This window comes from Veillonella infantium, from assembly GCF_002959895.1.
Taxonomy (GTDB): domain Bacteria; phylum Bacillota; class Negativicutes; order Veillonellales; family Veillonellaceae; genus Veillonella; species Veillonella infantium.
In genome coordinates this window covers 41,742-57,607 of the sequence record NZ_PPDD01000012.1, presented here as the reverse complement: position 1 = coordinate 57,607, position 15,866 = coordinate 41,742, and the positions used below count along the sequence as shown (strand labels likewise).

Here is a 15,866-nt window from a genome sequence, read left to right as displayed (position 1 = left end):
AAGTATATGGACTCCATATATCCCGTATGAAATTTATAGAAAAGATTTTAATGTTCGGATTTTACTATATACAAAACTTAATATGAGGAAATAATCTTTAAGAGGCGCTAGCCTTTCGACGGACTATGCTTTATGATCCTCGCCTTTAGACATTTTAACGGCCCCTACAGGACAGATTGAATAACAATCGCCACAGCCGATACAGCCTTTGCCAATATTAAATCGAGTCTCCCCTTTGGTGATGCATTGAACAGGACAATCTACGGCACACGCACCACACTTAACACAAGTATCATCTATATTAAACTTTAGATTTCCCATTCCACATCACCTCCTATGGGTTTAATAAAACTAACTTAGCATTCGCTCTAACATCAGCTAAAGCAATGTATTACCTGTAATACACTTTCGAGCAATGCCTCACTATAAAACCGACTGGAATACAAACCGACAAACAAATATATATAGTTTTTTCAGATACTACCAGTTAAAAGTATTTATTTTTAACTGGTAGTATCTCAAATTTACACATATCGAGCACAATCCAGATCAGAAAGATTTACTTTTAACTGGTAGTATCTCAGATTTGCACATATCGAGCACAATCCAAATTAGAAAGATTTACTTTTAACTGGTAGTATCTCAGATTTACACATATCGAACACAATCCAAATTAGAAAAATTTACTTTTAACTGGTAGTATCTCTAATTTGAGATATGATTACTGTTTTTTTAGTAATTCATTGTTATACGCAATGGCGGAATAGATTGCTTTAGCCACGCCATGATGGTTATTATCCGTCGTCACATAACGCGCTGCCTCTTTAATATTTGGCTTCCCATTGCCCATAGCTACGCTAGCACCTGCAAAACGCAGCATGGATAGGTCGTTTTCACTATCCCCTAAGGTCATGACTTCATCGGGACTAAATTGCCAGTGATTTGCCAAGGCCTCAACAGCTGTTCCCTTCGTAGTATGTGGTAATACAAATTCTAAGTTACCTTCACTAGAGAGTAGTACATCATAAAAACGTTCACGGCCTGTACCATCGTGAGACATACCTTGGTATTCATCGCGTAAGTCTTGTAAGATGCGTTGGCGCATAGGCTCGTCACCGTAAAAGATTTGCATCTTTTCAGGGCCTTCGTCTAAGGCTTCCATATGAGCTAGTAAATCAGGCACCATCGTACGTGTTGCCAAGATAAATGGACGAATATTAGGTCTAAAGAAGAAATTAGACTGTTCGACTTCACACTCAGACATATTTATAGTCGCTGCTTCATCACCTTCCGCTAAGGCATAGTGATCATGGGTTTCACCAGGTAGATGTCCCTCAGGTACATCAAGTTGAGGATGATTCATTAAGCTAGGTAGATGATTATCCATGAGTCCAACCGAACCTTTTGTATCAGTCGATTTACGATCACTAGCATATGCGCTTAATCGTTCAGGCGTAATGCATCTGGACGGTGGATACATACCAAAGATTTTATCTTTCACATAGGCCTCTACATAAACGCCATAGGTTAAGAGTTTACGCAATAAATATAAGGCCTGTACTTTATCAAATGTTACATGGAATAAAGTGCGTTTTTCATCTTTATCCATTACATAGGCACCATTGGTACACATAAAATAGCGTAAGCATGGCAACTTCTCGATGACATCGTTCATTTCATTCCAAGCACGACCAGAAGCGATGGCTACACGAATGCCACTTTCACGAGCGGCACGAATCGCCTCGATAGCCTCATTAGGAATTGCTTTCGCATCATTAACCAAGGTACCATCTACATCAGATGCAATGAATCGAATGGGTTTATCACCGGTGAGACCTATATAATTTTTAATTTGTAATGTTTCAGTTGAGGACATAAAGCCTCCTTTAATACGGTATATAAATGGATAGATATTATTTTCAATCAGTAGTACAGTAATAGTTACAAATATATCTGTTAAAAGAATACACAGATAGTATGTAAGACATAGATAGTATATAAGGCATAGATAGGAAGTGAAATCATATGCGTATCATAATTGATCGAGATGCAGTTTGTGCAGGCGATGATATGAATCATCATCGGGAGGAATTTGTCATTCCAGATGATATCACTATCGCTGGTTTATTTGAATTCCTTGAGTTTAAGTACATTCCAGTCATCGCGGGAAATAACGTGGTCTGGACGCTCTATTATCACGAACGTGAGTTAGGTGCCTATTTCACCAAAATTCAGAGCTTCATAAATGGAAACATCTCATTATCATCCATAATTAATAGATCTGAAAAAGACCACGAATTCTACCTACACTATTACAGCCATCCTGATAGATATAGAAAACGCTTTATTTAGTTGCATTAAATTCAGCAACGATTTCTTCTAATACAGCTGGATTTTCTACCAATCGTAACAAGGTGTGGCCTATAATATTAGCTCCGTCCACAATTGTTTGTTCAATGGTGGATTCTAACATAGCCGCAGCGAATTCTTTAGAGTGGCACACCTTGTCTTCCCCAGCGAGTCGCAATTTTGGATGGAATGCAGCGCATTGATAGCTAACATTACCGATGTCTGAGCTGCCCCCAATATCTGCTGGGCCTGGCTTGAAATCAATGCCCATATCAGACATTACGTCTTCGATTAGAACGGTGCCTCTATGGTTTTGGTTCATATCATCATAAGGATTACCGTAGAACTCTACATCTACAGTAGTGCCTGTACAGAGGGCGGCACCTTCAAAGATTTTTTTGATTTGTTCAGATAGACCATTCAAATATTCACGTTCAGTATGACGCACGGTCACCTCTAATTCGCCGAAGTCAGGAATGACATTAGATGCAGTACCACCGGCAATGATCCATGTGCCAATACGACTTTCAGGACGTACTTGTTGACGCATCATATCTATTGCATGAATAGCGAGTTGCACACCATTTACCGCGTTGATACCGTTCCACGGTTCCCCTGCAGCGTGGGCGGGTTTACCGTGATAACGAGCGCGGAAACAGTCTAGCGCCAAGAATTGTGAATTAGGTCGTGTTTCTTCACCATCGAGGTGAACCATGATAGCCAAATCATAGTCTTTGAACACGCCTGCATTACACATATCCACCTTGCAACCTGTGGCTTCTTCATCTGGTGTACCGATGATATCGATGTCCATATTGAAAACAACGCCGTCTTGTTGCATTTTGCGGAGCGTTAATGCGGCAAGAACACTCATAGAACCACTGGCAGAGTGACCACATGCATGACCTACTTCAGGCAATGCATCATATTCACATAGGATAGCCAAACGACCTTTTGGGTTATCTACTTTTACAGCAGACGCCTTAAAGGCTGTAGGTAAGTTACAGAAATTATAAGTTACATCCATGCCATGTTTTTCAAGAACCGCGCCAATCGTTTTGACGGATTCAAATTCATGACTGGAAAGTTCAGGGTTTTTAGCTAATGTATAATTAATGACAAACGCATCAGATGTGAAGCTTTTACAAAGATCTGAAAAGGTATTAGTAAGGGACATATTACCTCCATGTATATATCCTAATTATTGTAAAAATTATAATACTCTACAATAAAGAATAGAAAACTCATTTACTCTTAATTATACAATGTTATTGCCTATTATTGTAAAATTCCGTACAATATAAACAGAATTTGATAAACCATGTATATGGATGTTTGAGGAGGTTTCTATGTTTAAGTTCAAAAAGTTGACAGCCATCGCCCTCGTAGCGGTAGCAGCAATGGGTTTATTGGCTGGTTGTGGCAATGACAAACCAAAAATGACACAACAAGAAGGTGTATTGCGTGTAGGTTCTGAAACTACATTCCCACCATTCGAATTTACTGAAGGCGACAAATACGTTGGTTTCGACGTTGATTTGTCCGAAGCAATTGCTAAAAAATTAGGTTTAAAAATGGAATTCAAATCCATGGGCTTCGATGCTTTGATTCCAGCAGTTCAATCTGGCGATATCGACATGATCGCAGCAGGTATCAATGCTACACCTGAACGTGAAAAAGCATTGGACTTCTCCGATGTATACTTCGACCAAGGTGGTTTCATCACAGTTGTTCGTAAAGACAACACAACAATCCATAACATGGATGAATTAGCAGGTCATACTGTAGGTGCTCAAATCGGTACTATCCCTGTTGAAATGGCTCAAAAAATCCCTAATACAACAGTAAAACAAATTGATTCCAATGCTAATATCTTCATGGAATTGAAAGCTGGTACAATCGACGGTGCTATCATCGATAACGCAGTGGCTATGTACTACCTTAAACAAGGTGCTGACAAAGACCTTAAACTCGTAGGCGAACCTACTAAAGCTGAAGGTACAGTTCTTGGCATGAAAAAAGGCAACAAAGCTTTACAAGAAGCTGTTAATAAAGCTCTTAAAGAACTTAAAGAAGACGGCACTTACCAAAAAATCTACGACAAATGGTTCGGCGATTACAACAAAAAATAATATCTATCTCTATGAACTAGGATAAATATGACCCCTCTGAAAGACTTCAGAGGGGTTTTTTCCTCTTTTGCGGTCTCTTACGTTCGTTATATAATAAATATGTATTCTATAGTAAATGTAATTAATATAAAGGAGGCCTTATGGCACAGTACTTTACGGAACGCCTACAAAAGGTCTTCCACATGATTTTTAAATCCTACAATCAAGAAATGGCCCAAGAAGGTTTGCGCCAATTAGAACTGATTGTAAATAATCAGCAAAGCCCGGAGCAAACGAATCATCAAGCCTTGCGCAACGATATGACTACCTCTCTGGAAAACGAAATTGACACTAAAGAGGACGCATTAAAAATAGCAAACGATCCAGAGTCTCGAGAGATAGCTGATGCATATGCTTTATTGGCTCGTATCTACGCAGGTCCACGCTTTACGTGGGAGGAATCTAATTTCCCTGAAAACAATATGCGTACCTATCAATGCTTGCACGATAGCATTCGCCGCTGTAGTCCTATCGGCACCTTACAAGCATTGCGTATCAACGGAACCATTACACCTACGGTTGAAAAGGATATGTTAATATCCTTTAATGATGCATTTCGTATAGTCTACGACTACGCTGAACAAGGCGATGCATTTTGTCAGTACATTATAGGTAATGTCTTTTTCTGGCGCGATGATGACCGCATCAGCTTAGCCAAGGATATGATTACACCGCCTCGCCTAAGTTGGTCCAAACGGATTCAACAGATTTTACAAAAAGGTTCTATTCAAGAACGTATTGGAGCCTTACAAGGCACTGTTTCAGACGAAACATTACAGGAAAATGCTACTACATTTGCCAAAGAATGGTTTAACAAGGCCCTCAACAATGGACTTGCCATGTTCCAAGGCAATTTACGTAACATCTATATCGACGAAGGTGATTTTGATAATGCGCGCCGTGTAGCTTTAACTGCTGCTGAGCTAGGCAATCCAACTATGATGCTCTACACTGGCCTAGACTGTCATGAACATGGAAAATTTGAGGATGCTTTCACATGGTTTACGAAAGGTGCCTCCTTGGGTCAAGCTGAAAGCACCGCCGAATTAGCGGATTATTACTATCACTTTTATGATACGAAAGAGCTACGCCGCCTAATTCCGTATAATCCCGTAAAAGCAATCGGCCTCTACCGTCGCGCAGCTACTAAGCATTTTAGCGACGCCGGCTATGCTGCATTGCAAGCCGCCTTCGGCTATATTTTCCACATAGGCCACCTTCCTCTCGACTGGGGTCTCATTGCAGACTTAACACACATGGCAGCCACTAAAGAACGCTTTATGTTCTCCTTGCCATACATCGGTTACATGCGAATCCATGGCTTAGGGGTAACAAAAAATATACGTTTCGGTGTACAATCGTTAACACGTGTACTGGATGAAGAAAGGCGCGCACTAGAAGAGGAAGATCGTGTTCTCTTCTATGATATTACACGAGCTTTAACAAGAGTTGCCTTAGGGTATGCCTACGAAAAAGGCTATGTTACAGGCAAACCTGATTTAGATGCCGCTGTAGCCTATTACGAAGAGTCTCATCAATATATGTTATCTCACAAGGCAAACCTTGATGAAGAGCTGAAGGATATCCCTATTGATGATGAAGCAGAAGAGCGCTTAGCGGTCTTCGAGGAAATAGACGGTCATTGGCACTATAAAGAGGGCTTTACAGAGTCTACCTCAACAGTACGCCCTAGTCATACGAAATGGCCTCAAAATGCGGCTCGCTTATCTGTAAATATGGATGACTTCTTATGGGATACCACCTTATATGATTGGCAAACCATTGAGCATGCTTTAGAATCACAAGAAGAAATGAAACTGAGCTTTTACAATCATTTCCTATCCGTTCCAGATAAGTTGCGCAACATTTTTAAGTTAGATGTAAAACGCATGCCACGTGATACGTACCAAGTCAGAATACATGGATATGACTCCACAGAAGGTCAAGAGGTTATCTATCGAGCACTATTCAAGAAAGAGGATGCTATACATCTGTTAAAAGACCTCTATGATAATCATCAATTACCTGTATTTGGTGATAACTGGTCTATTGAAAAGAATGAAGAAAAACCAACTTGGCACTATGTACTCGACGTAGATCAACAAGCTTTCTTGCTTGAAGAATACGACGATGCGAATGCCATGATACAAACCGCATTACAAGGCTTAAAAGACAAAAAGTACGAACAAATTAATGTCCGTACCCATGACTTTATCGGTCCATCCTATTTTATTTTCAGAGGCAATCACGCAAATCCATTTAGAGTGCAACTCTATTTGAAAGAATCTATGCGCCACTCCATCGATAAGGATGGTAACCCTCTCGATACACCAGGCAATACCTATTTATTTGAACAACAGTTAGGTAACGAAGTATCCTTAAACTACTGGATTCAAAAAACGATTAATACCTTGGAAATACCTGAGCTAGACAATTGGAAAAAACTCAGTGTGCCTAAGGCATTACAATAAAAATGACCCAAAACATAAAAGGAGCTAGTACAGAAAGTACTAGCTCCTTTTTATAAGCTATAAATAGACTAAACTATTATAAATGATCATGAGGGTAATGAACACGGAAATTCCTATAAACCAACATCGACAAACTGCTGTTCATAAGTATTTTCCACAATTTCTTGTACAACCATATCGCTACGATGTACCTTATCAAGCATCTTGGAACGAGCCGTTGTAATCGCGCTTTCACTATGTTTACCACCACGCCAAGCAAACTTAGATGTGCCGATGGTATATTTCAAAGTCGCATAAGGACCACTCAAATGATGAGATGCCGTTTGGTAACCCGCATCGAGGGTAAGATGCGGTGTGATATGGAATTCTGCACCCACTTTAAAACCTTTTATGGCATCACGTTTTTTTAATTTATAATACCCTACTCTTACAGCCTCTCTACCACGCCAATTATAATAGTCCGCATAAGCACGAGCCCAGCGAGCATTTTTGAAAGTTCGTGAGTATCCTACATCAAACCCACTGGCAGCAACCTTTTCTGATAGCATCCAATGATTTTCATAAGCAGCAATACCATAATTATAAAGACTTTGATCAGGATCCATACCATATGGATACAATCCTGCAGGATCACCCAATACAACACTACGCCCATGGAGACCTATATATTTTCTATCATCAGTCCCTAGATTTCGGTACAGATTAGCATGAAATTCATTAAGGCCTGCCACATATTCTAAGCCGCCACTAACGCGCTTATAACCGCCTTTAAACACATGGTCATAGAACGCATTAACACCAACATAAGCATGTTCACCTTTGCTAAGGCGACGATAGCCAATGCCAATATTAGCATTCATTCCTAATGATTCTTTCGTATCTGTTTGCTTATCATGTGTTATAAACGTCCCTGCAGGTCTGGCTGGCTCCAAATAACTATCTAATTTATAAGATGAAATTTTTTCTCCACTGCGCCCAATACGACCTTGTACAAAGACAACGCTTTTAGCGTTTTCATCATAATGGGTTATAGGTTGCAAGGTCTCAATATACAATTTATTGATTTCAGTAGATTTTGAATTTTTCGAAGTTACAGTATTTAGATCATCATGTCTCATCGATGATGCACCAACAGCATGGTGCTGACTATGCGTCTCTTTCGAATCTTTCATACCAACGCCGACTACCACATCTGTGCGATCCATCCAATTAGAACGAACAGCTTCATGTTTAGCCTCATTCACTTCTGTAGTAGAATCTGCAATACCTTGTCCATGCCCATCGGCTGCCAGTCCTGTAATAGTGAAAGCACAACTTATAGCACCTAAAACAAAAGCCTTAATAATCAAATTTCTTCTCATGTCTTGTACGCTCCCCTCGTTTTACATAAGAAATAAAACCACACAAACTGTACGCTCTTCACGTTCACTTCATGGTTCATTCATCTTAATTATAGGTATGCTATTTTCCATAGTCAATATAAAGCCTTATAGTTAAACGATAGTTAAAGATTCTCTAAATCATTATGTTACAAATTGATTTCTATTTTCAGGTAAAAGAAAAAGACCACCTGCAAGCTAGGTGGTCTTTTTTCTGGGGAATGAAATTGTTATTTGAATAAAGGCAAGATTGCGTTTGCTAAACCAGTAAGTGCAGCCAAAATTGCTTTAATGATAGTTGCTACCATTGCTGTTCCTCCTTCTCATATAAGCACAATAACTAAACTAACTATAAACATCTTAAACCAGTATATTAAATTTAATGTGAAATGAGTAAAAATTTACACATTAAGTTTTCATGAGGAAAATAACAAGTTAGCAATTATTATAGATAGTTTTATGAGAAAGATAGCATGCAACGAATTCATAAATTTCTATAAAATTTTAATAATTAACAGACTAAGGGATATTAATTTTCATAAACGTACTTACAGGACAGATACATATAACAAAAACCCTTCTCTCACTAGCTTAGCCAAGAATAACTAAGTGTAGTATAGAGAAGGGTTTCCTATTTAGAAGTTAATACATAATAGACAACTCATAGTATGTATTATGTTCTTTGGATTATAGAGATTCAACAACCTCTGCACAACGATGGCAAAGTGTAGGATGTTCGATGTCTTGACCTAAATTTATTTTTTATCCGAATTAGGTTTTATCCCTAATGCCTCTTCTTGTACATACAACCGTTCTGTCTTTTTTTCCAATAATCGATCATAGAGCTTATTACCGGTTTCCACATTCACTTTAACGTCGGAATCGTCTTTTTTATCCATATGTAACTCATCTAATAATTCTTTAGTGCGCTTTTCTTCTTTATCCAATAATTTTTTCTCTATTTTTTTTGTTATGGACATAATATAGCCCTCCATTCAATAATAATGAAACCTCTATATATAATCATTATACCTTAAAACGGCCAATATTATAATCAGATAAAATTAATAAAGTCACTATAACCGATATATCAGATAAATATAATCATTTTTCACATTATATTCATTAAATGTTATATACTTCTTACTACCTCTGCACAACGATGGCAAAGTGTAGGATGTTCGCTATCTTGACCGACTGTATCACGGTGGATCCAGCAACGTTCACATTTTTCAAGTTCAGATGGAGCCACTACTGTCGCTACGCCTGTTTCTTCATCTTTAACAGCCTCTGCTGGTGCAGCGCCATTAACGATGTGAGCTTCGGATACGATTACGAGTTTAGCCAAGCCTTCTTCACCAAGAGCGCTCAATGCGTCGAATGCAGCGCCTTCAGCGTATACTGTAACGGATGCATCCAATGGATGACCGATTGTTTTGTCTTGACGAGCAAGTTCCAATGCTTTTTGTACGGATGTACGCAAGTCTAACAATTGGTTCCATTTATCAGCCAATTCTTGGTTGAAGTGTTCAGGATGACCTTGTGGCCAATCTTGAAGCATAACGGATTCAGGCATACCTTCTTCTTTAGGCATGTATTTCCAAACTTCTTCCGCTGTGAAAGAAAGTACTGGAGATACCATTGCTACCAATGTTTTCAAGATTTCGTACATCGCTGTTTGAGCAGAACGACGAGCTACGTTGTTTTTGCTTTCAGCATACATAGTATCTTTCATTACATCAAGGTAGATGGAGCTCAAGTCTACTGTACAGAAGTTATGAATTGCATGATATAACATGTGGAATTCATAGTTTTCGTATGCTTCAGTAACCTTTTGACGTACTTCTTCTAAGCGCAACAATGCCCATTTATCAAATTCGGACATATCTGCGTAAGCCACTTTATCAGTATTTGGATTGAAGTCATCCAAGTTACCAAGCAAGAAGCGGAATGTATTACGGATCTTACGGTATACTTCAGATAATTGTTTTACAATGTCTTTGGACAAACGTACGTCTGCCTGGTAATCCGCAGAAGATACCCACAAACGCATAACGTCAGCGCCGTATACGTCGATAATGTCGCTAGGTGCTACTGTATTACCTACGGATTTAGACATTTTGCGGCCTTCGCCGTCCACAACAAAACCGTGAGTCAATACGGAGTTGTATGGTGCTTTACCTGTTGTTGCTACTGCAGTTAACAAGGAAGAGTTGAACCAGCCGCGATGTTGGTCAGAACCTTCAAGGTACATAGCACATGGTACATCTAAGCCATTAACTTCAAGTACACCTGCCCAAGAGGAACCAGAGTCGAACCATACGTCCATGATATCTGTTTCTTTTTTGAACTCATCATGACCGCAATGAGGACATTTGAAACCTTCTGGTAACAATTCTTTTGCACTGTGAGCCCACCAAGCATCGGAGCCTTCTACGGCTACTTTTTCTTGTAATGCTTTGATCGTATCATCGTTGATGATGTGCTCGCCGCAGCTTTCACAATAGTAAATAGGAATTGGCACGCCCCAAATACGTTGACGAGAGATTACCCAGTCACCGCGATCGCGAACCATGTTGAAGATACGATCATGGCCCCATTTAGGAATCCATTGTACTTGGTTATCGATAGCATCAAGTGCTTGTTGACGATATCCATCTACAGAGGAGAACCATTGTTCTGTAGCACGGTAGATGACAGGGTTTTTACAACGCCAGCAGTGTGCGTATTGGTGACGCAAGCTAGATTTATGAAGCAATGCATTATTGTGCGCCAAAATTTTAATAACAGGCACCTCTGCATCATGAATTTCTACGCCAGCCAATGGGAATTCAGTATCGCCATAACGGTTGTCGTCCACTTGTTTAGTATAGTTACCAGTTTCGTTAACAAGGGATACGATAGGAAGCTCTGTTTTACCGTCCTTGTTATAACGCATAACGATGTTAAAGTCATCTTCACCGTGTGCAGGAGCTGTATGTACGCAACCAGTACCTGCTTCGAGTGTTACATGGTCACCACACAATACTGTAGCATTACGTTCAACAAATGGATGTTTGAATTCAGCCAATTCTAAATCTGCACCAGAGAAGCGATTTACGATTTCGTAGTCTTCGATACCGATATCTTTCATAGCCGCATCAACAAGTTCAGTAGCCATCAAGTAGTATTCGTCTCCTACTTTTACCCAACCATATTCAAGCTCTGGGTTAACAGAGATTGCTACGTTGGCAGGCATTGTCCAAGGAGTAGTTGTCCAAATAACGGAGTATGCTTGTTTTGGATCTACGCCAGCTGGCAAAGTTACCTTTTTCTCGGATACGTAAGGGAATTTTACGTAAATAGAGAAGGATTTTTTCTCAGCGTATTCGATTTCTGCTTCTGCTAATGCAGTTTCACAGTGAGTACACCAGTATACAGTTTTAAGACCTTTGTAGATATGGCCGCGTTTTGCCATTTCGCCAAAAATACCAAGTTGTTTAACTTCGAACTCAGGACGCAATGTCAAATAAGGGCGATCCCATTCGCCTAATACACCAAAGCGAATAAAATCTTGTTTTTGAGTTTCTACGCATTCTAATGCATATTCCTTACATTTATTGCGCAAGTCCAATGGCGCCATTTCATGACGGTTAAGACCTGTGTTTTTAATAACCGCATGCTCGATTGGCAAACCGTGCGTATCCCAACCAGGAATGTAGCGAGTATAATGACCAGTCATAGTCTTGTATTTCATGATGATGTCCTTCAACGTTTTGTTGAGGGCATGACCGATGTGCAATTTACCATTTGCGTATGGAGGGCCATCATGCAAGATGAAAGGTTTTGCGTCTTTACGCAATTCCAAACGTTTTTGATAAATTTTGTTGTCTTCCCAGAACTTTAAGATTTCTGGTTCGCGCTTAGGCAAATTGCCGCGCATTGGGAATTCTGTTTCAGGCAAATGTAACGTCTTACCGTAATCCATGATGTGCTCCTTTTACATAAAAAAATCGCCCGCCCCCGAAGGGACGGACGTAATATCCGTGGTACCACCCTACTGACCTTCTGTGAAAGCTAGAATATTCCGAGCATACGAAATAACTAGGCTTCATTTTGTGAAAGCCACTTAAACATATAACGGTGTTCACCGGCGGCGTTACCGCTTGCTCCAAAGTGATCCGCAAATCTCTAGATTTCCAAACCTTTCAGCCCATGAGTTTGGTCTCTACTAAATCCGTCTGAGATATGCCGTCTTTTTCAACGCAATCTTCATATAATAGATAATTATAGGACTCACGAGGGTAGATTGTCAAATATTTCATCACCTAATTTTACAAAGATTTTAAAGTCCTAATAACTAAAAAAGCCTGCATAAGCAGGCGTTTTCTTATATTGATAAAAAAGATATCCAAATATTAAGAACCCAAAGGCAGAGGCACACAATCATTGCTTTTTGGTCCATGCTTTCAGATGGTGTTTCTTTAAGGCCCGTACGAGCAGATTCGTCAGCTGTGATTGTTTCATAACTTACTGGGGAACCATATTGGTTATCGCCTGCATCACCTGGTTTAGCCAATAAATAAATAACATATATAAGACCGATAATTGGAATAAATGGAAGTAGCAAAAACCATCCAGATTTATTAATATCATGTAAACGACGAACTGCAATACCAAGAGACGGCAAGAATATTGCACAAGTGTATGCAAAGGATAATAAATTAAAGAGGGATTCCAAGAATGTATTGCCAAAAATAAATCTTAATAGACTAAATACAAAACCTATGACAACTGTAACTGCTGTAAATCGCCAATATTCACTGCGACTAGCTCTAGTACTAAAGTTTACAAAATTACCGACTACAGAATGCTTGAAATTATCAATATACGCCAAGTTTTTAATGTTTAAATCAGTCATAATTCTCTCCTATCAAATGACAAATTGAAATTAATTTATTATACAACAAAACAGCCTATTGCACCATGCAAGAGGCTGTTCTTTGTATATATATTTTATTTTTTATATCACACTTGTCGTTAGCAATCGATCCACCAAGAACCACAGCACAAAGATTGCACATAGTAATCCTGCTGTAAGGCCTGTGGTAGGTGTAGCATCAATCAAACCAATTTCATGAGCCATTTGTTTTGTTAAGATCACTTGCCCAGTAGGAGAGCCAAAGCGATTTGCGTGGCTTTCACCAGGAAGAGCCATTAACACTAGTAATATAATTGTACCAATGACAGGAACGAGTCCCACAAAGACAAGTCCGCCAGAGCGGCCTTGATCGTGCAAGCGTCGTACTGCAACAGCTACACCAGGGATGACCATAACGACGGACATAAGTACAAGAATGACTAGCCCGAAGCCAACGCCAACCACACTAGAGAGCGGACTGATATAGCTCAAGAATGCACAGGTGAATAGAATGGCTACAAATAGCAATTGATACACCAAAAAGAAATTCCAATATTCACTACGACTAGCACGCCCTTCAAAGTCAGCATATTTGTAAATCAAACATTGTTTAAAGTTTTCAATCAATCCCAAGTTATATTTATCTAACGAAATAGGTGCTTTACGAATACGTCCACAGTTTGGACAGTATCGTTCATTTTTTAACACCTCATGCCCACAATAGGGACAAGGTCTCATACTAAACTCCTTCCATTCACAGCAGGAAACAGTGAAGCTCATAAAGTCCTGTTGTTCTTAACACATATAGTAACTTAGATATGTTGTAACGTAACCATATCTATATTTTTAAATTCATCTTGATTTCATTTTACTACAAAGTGTTATATTGTCTATAAAGGAGTTGTTAAACTTTTATAAAATAAAATAATAAGTATGCTATTTGATGCAGGTTAATACTATATGTAGCCATTGGCATTAATGCCATACCATAATATATCACCTATGGTATTTCCAAATATTATGGACTGAATAATAAAAATGGTGATCCCCATAATCCAATCCTGACGACGAGAAGGTGTTTCTTCAAGTCCTATAGAGTTACTCATAACAGCGGTGACAGGTACATAAGCGGTTCTTTCACCGTAACTATTCTCACCTTCATCGCCTCGTTTCAATTCATAGGTCAAAAATATAAAGAAACCTATAATAGGAATAAAGGAAATTAGCTGAGTCCAGCCACTACGCCCAATATCATGCATACGTCGCGTTGTGATGGCGATATTAGGAATCAGGAAAAACAGAGTCACTAATAGATTAATCGTATCAATGATAGACTCAAAATTATAGAGACCTACTCCGTTACAAAGAATGGCTACAATCCCTAGCGTTCCTTGAACCATCATGACTCCAGCTATGAACCGCCAGTATTCACTACGACTTGCACGACCTTTAAAATTGGCGTAGTTTTTGATGCCTAGCACGAAGGCATCGGTATAGTTTAAATCGTATACATTTACAGATGCCATACTAGTCCTCCTCAAACTCTTCAAAACCAACGATTTTCCAACCGTTACCCACATTATATAAACGTACTAATATAGATGGTCTTTTATCTACAAAGTCCACTCTATATCCGATATAATCCACCGTTACATCATCATCCACATCTTGAGACACATAATCCAATCGTATAGTTTCCACAACAGAACGTTGTTCCTTCGTCTTAGCCTGTTGCCAAAGATCAAAGGTACCATATCGTTCCATTTCACGACTACTCAATTCTCGATACGCACTATGATAATCCCCATTCGCAAGTGCTTGGTAATACTCTTTCACAACTAGATAACCTTCTGTTGTAGCAGAATCACTATGTAGTAAACGATTTGCTTTTTTGGTGAAAGCCCCCTGTCCTAAATTACCAAAGGCTGTTTCTTCTACCATATAATTATGACCCATCATAGAGGTCCCTATACTGCTAGCAATCCAGCCTAAAACAAGGATAGCCATGATGAATACACCAGAAACGGACCGTTTTTCACCAATACTATGTTCTACAGATATCTGTTCGTTAGCTATACTTCTCTCTTGTTGCGGAGCCGACCTCTTGCATAATAGATAAAGCAAAACCAACCATCCTAAAATAGGAATAAAGATGAGAATCATCAATGTTGGATCATTATTAGAATCACGCAACCGTCTAGCTACGAGCATAATAGTCGGCAATGTTAACACTACTGTCAATGCCGTTAATACGCCGCCCCCTAAGGATATAGCATATAAAAATCCATAAGGAATGAAGGTAGCAAGACCTGTTATGAATGTAACTAGACCGTATACAAAGGTCATAGCGCTTATGGTAAGCCAAAAATCGGCTGTCGTTGTTCGTCCTTTACCATTTGCATAGTTTTCTACTAGCTCGCGATAGAGGATTTCATATACTCTCTGTTTCATAAAACTCCTACTATATTTAGATATTATACAAACTTAGCTATTACTATTATACTATGCTTTACCAAGGCTTACATTTCATTTTTTCTTCATTAATTTTACCTATACTAATAATATATTTTTTACAACTAAAATTCGTGCAATTAAG

At 39.1% G+C, this 15,866-nt stretch carries 13 protein-coding genes; 3 read left to right on the top strand and 10 right to left on the bottom strand.

From position 1 onward, the window contains the following. Positions 1 to 123: 123 nt before the first annotated feature. Entirely contained in the window at positions 124 to 321 is a 198-nt protein-coding gene (locus tag VCHSUH03_RS07550; protein WP_105094586.1) for a 4Fe-4S dicluster-binding protein, read from the bottom strand. 400 nt (positions 322 to 721) lie between these two features. Beyond that, positions 722 to 1,876, bottom strand: coding sequence for an HAD family hydrolase (locus VCHSUH03_RS07545; protein WP_105094585.1), 1,155 nt, complete (start codon positions 1,874 to 1,876; stop codon positions 722 to 724). A 149-nt stretch (positions 1,877 to 2,025) separates the two neighbouring features. Here VCHSUH03_RS07545 and VCHSUH03_RS07540 point away from each other — a divergent pair, with 149 nt between their 5' ends. Then, complete coding sequence (locus VCHSUH03_RS07540) at positions 2,026 to 2,352, top strand: hypothetical protein (protein ID WP_105094584.1); 327 nt, start codon at positions 2,026 to 2,028, stop codon at positions 2,350 to 2,352. Here the strand turns inward: VCHSUH03_RS07540 and VCHSUH03_RS07535 are convergent. Then, positions 2,345 to 3,526, bottom strand: coding sequence for an amidohydrolase (locus VCHSUH03_RS07535; RefSeq protein ID WP_105094583.1), 1,182 nt, complete (start codon positions 3,524 to 3,526; stop codon positions 2,345 to 2,347). The genes VCHSUH03_RS07540 and VCHSUH03_RS07535 overlap by 8 nt on opposite strands. Positions 3,527 to 3,698: 172 nt before the next feature. On the opposite strand from VCHSUH03_RS07535, the gene VCHSUH03_RS07530 reads away from it, so the two are divergent. Then, a complete protein-coding gene (locus tag VCHSUH03_RS07530; RefSeq protein ID WP_105094582.1) occupies positions 3,699 to 4,481 on the top strand; it encodes a basic amino acid ABC transporter substrate-binding protein in 783 nt (260 codons plus the stop codon). A gap of 140 nt (positions 4,482 to 4,621) precedes the next feature. After that, positions 4,622 to 6,991, top strand: a complete 2,370-nt coding sequence (locus VCHSUH03_RS07525) for a tetratricopeptide repeat protein (RefSeq protein WP_105094581.1) — start codon at positions 4,622 to 4,624, stop codon at positions 6,989 to 6,991. 113 nt (positions 6,992 to 7,104) lie between these two features. Here VCHSUH03_RS07525 and VCHSUH03_RS07520 read toward each other — a convergent pair whose 3' ends face one another. From VCHSUH03_RS07520 to VCHSUH03_RS07490, 7 genes are all read right to left on the bottom strand, one after another. Then, a complete protein-coding gene (locus VCHSUH03_RS07520) occupies positions 7,105 to 8,352 on the bottom strand; it encodes an inverse autotransporter beta domain-containing protein (RefSeq protein WP_105094580.1) in 1,248 nt (415 codons plus the stop codon). A gap of 773 nt (positions 8,353 to 9,125) precedes the next feature. Beyond that, positions 9,126 to 9,350, bottom strand: a complete 225-nt coding sequence (locus tag VCHSUH03_RS07515; protein ID WP_105086403.1) for a hypothetical protein — start codon at positions 9,348 to 9,350, stop codon at positions 9,126 to 9,128. Between the two features lie 152 nt (positions 9,351 to 9,502). Then, positions 9,503 to 12,337, bottom strand: coding sequence for an isoleucine--tRNA ligase (ileS, locus tag VCHSUH03_RS07510; protein ID WP_105094579.1), 2,835 nt, complete (start codon positions 12,335 to 12,337; stop codon positions 9,503 to 9,505). A gap of 402 nt (positions 12,338 to 12,739) precedes the next feature. After that, positions 12,740 to 13,270, bottom strand: a complete 531-nt coding sequence (locus VCHSUH03_RS07505; RefSeq protein WP_105094578.1) for a DUF805 domain-containing protein — start codon at positions 13,268 to 13,270, stop codon at positions 12,740 to 12,742. A 102-nt stretch (positions 13,271 to 13,372) separates the two neighbouring features. After that, complete coding sequence (locus VCHSUH03_RS07500; RefSeq protein WP_105094577.1) at positions 13,373 to 14,008, bottom strand: DUF805 domain-containing protein; 636 nt, start codon at positions 14,006 to 14,008, stop codon at positions 13,373 to 13,375. 218 nt (positions 14,009 to 14,226) lie between these two features. Beyond that, entirely contained in the window at positions 14,227 to 14,796 is a 570-nt protein-coding gene (locus VCHSUH03_RS07495) for a DUF805 domain-containing protein (protein ID WP_105094576.1), read from the bottom strand. A 1-nt stretch (position 14,797) separates the two neighbouring features. Beyond that, positions 14,798 to 15,721, bottom strand: a complete 924-nt coding sequence (locus VCHSUH03_RS07490; protein WP_105094575.1) for a DUF805 domain-containing protein — start codon at positions 15,719 to 15,721, stop codon at positions 14,798 to 14,800. Positions 15,722 to 15,866: the final 145 nt, after the last annotated feature.

Coding starts and splice junctions, on each gene's coding strand:
- ileS (WP_105094579.1), bottom strand. CDS start 12,337: ATGGATTACGGTAAGACGTTACATTTGCCTGAAACAGAATTCCCAATG.
- VCHSUH03_RS07535 (WP_105094583.1), bottom strand. CDS start 3,526: ATGTCCCTTACTAATACCTTTTCAGATCTTTGTAAAAGCTTCACATCT.
- VCHSUH03_RS07520 (WP_105094580.1), bottom strand. CDS start 8,352: ATGAGAAGAAATTTGATTATTAAGGCTTTTGTTTTAGGTGCTATAAGT.
- VCHSUH03_RS07540 (WP_105094584.1), top strand. CDS start 2,026: ATGCGTATCATAATTGATCGAGATGCAGTTTGTGCAGGCGATGATATG.
- VCHSUH03_RS07505 (WP_105094578.1), bottom strand. CDS start 13,270: ATGACTGATTTAAACATTAAAAACTTGGCGTATATTGATAATTTCAAG.
- VCHSUH03_RS07525 (WP_105094581.1), top strand. CDS start 4,622: ATGGCACAGTACTTTACGGAACGCCTACAAAAGGTCTTCCACATGATT.
- VCHSUH03_RS07530 (WP_105094582.1), top strand. CDS start 3,699: ATGTTTAAGTTCAAAAAGTTGACAGCCATCGCCCTCGTAGCGGTAGCA.
- VCHSUH03_RS07550 (WP_105094586.1), bottom strand. CDS start 321: ATGGGAAATCTAAAGTTTAATATAGATGATACTTGTGTTAAGTGTGGT.
- VCHSUH03_RS07500 (WP_105094577.1), bottom strand. CDS start 14,008: ATGAGACCTTGTCCCTATTGTGGGCATGAGGTGTTAAAAAATGAACGA.
- VCHSUH03_RS07495 (WP_105094576.1), bottom strand. CDS start 14,796: ATGGCATCTGTAAATGTATACGATTTAAACTATACCGATGCCTTCGTG.
- VCHSUH03_RS07545 (WP_105094585.1), bottom strand. CDS start 1,876: ATGTCCTCAACTGAAACATTACAAATTAAAAATTATATAGGTCTCACC.
- VCHSUH03_RS07515 (WP_105086403.1), bottom strand. CDS start 9,350: ATGTCCATAACAAAAAAAATAGAGAAAAAATTATTGGATAAAGAAGAA.
- VCHSUH03_RS07490 (WP_105094575.1), bottom strand. CDS start 15,721: ATGAAACAGAGAGTATATGAAATCCTCTATCGCGAGCTAGTAGAAAAC.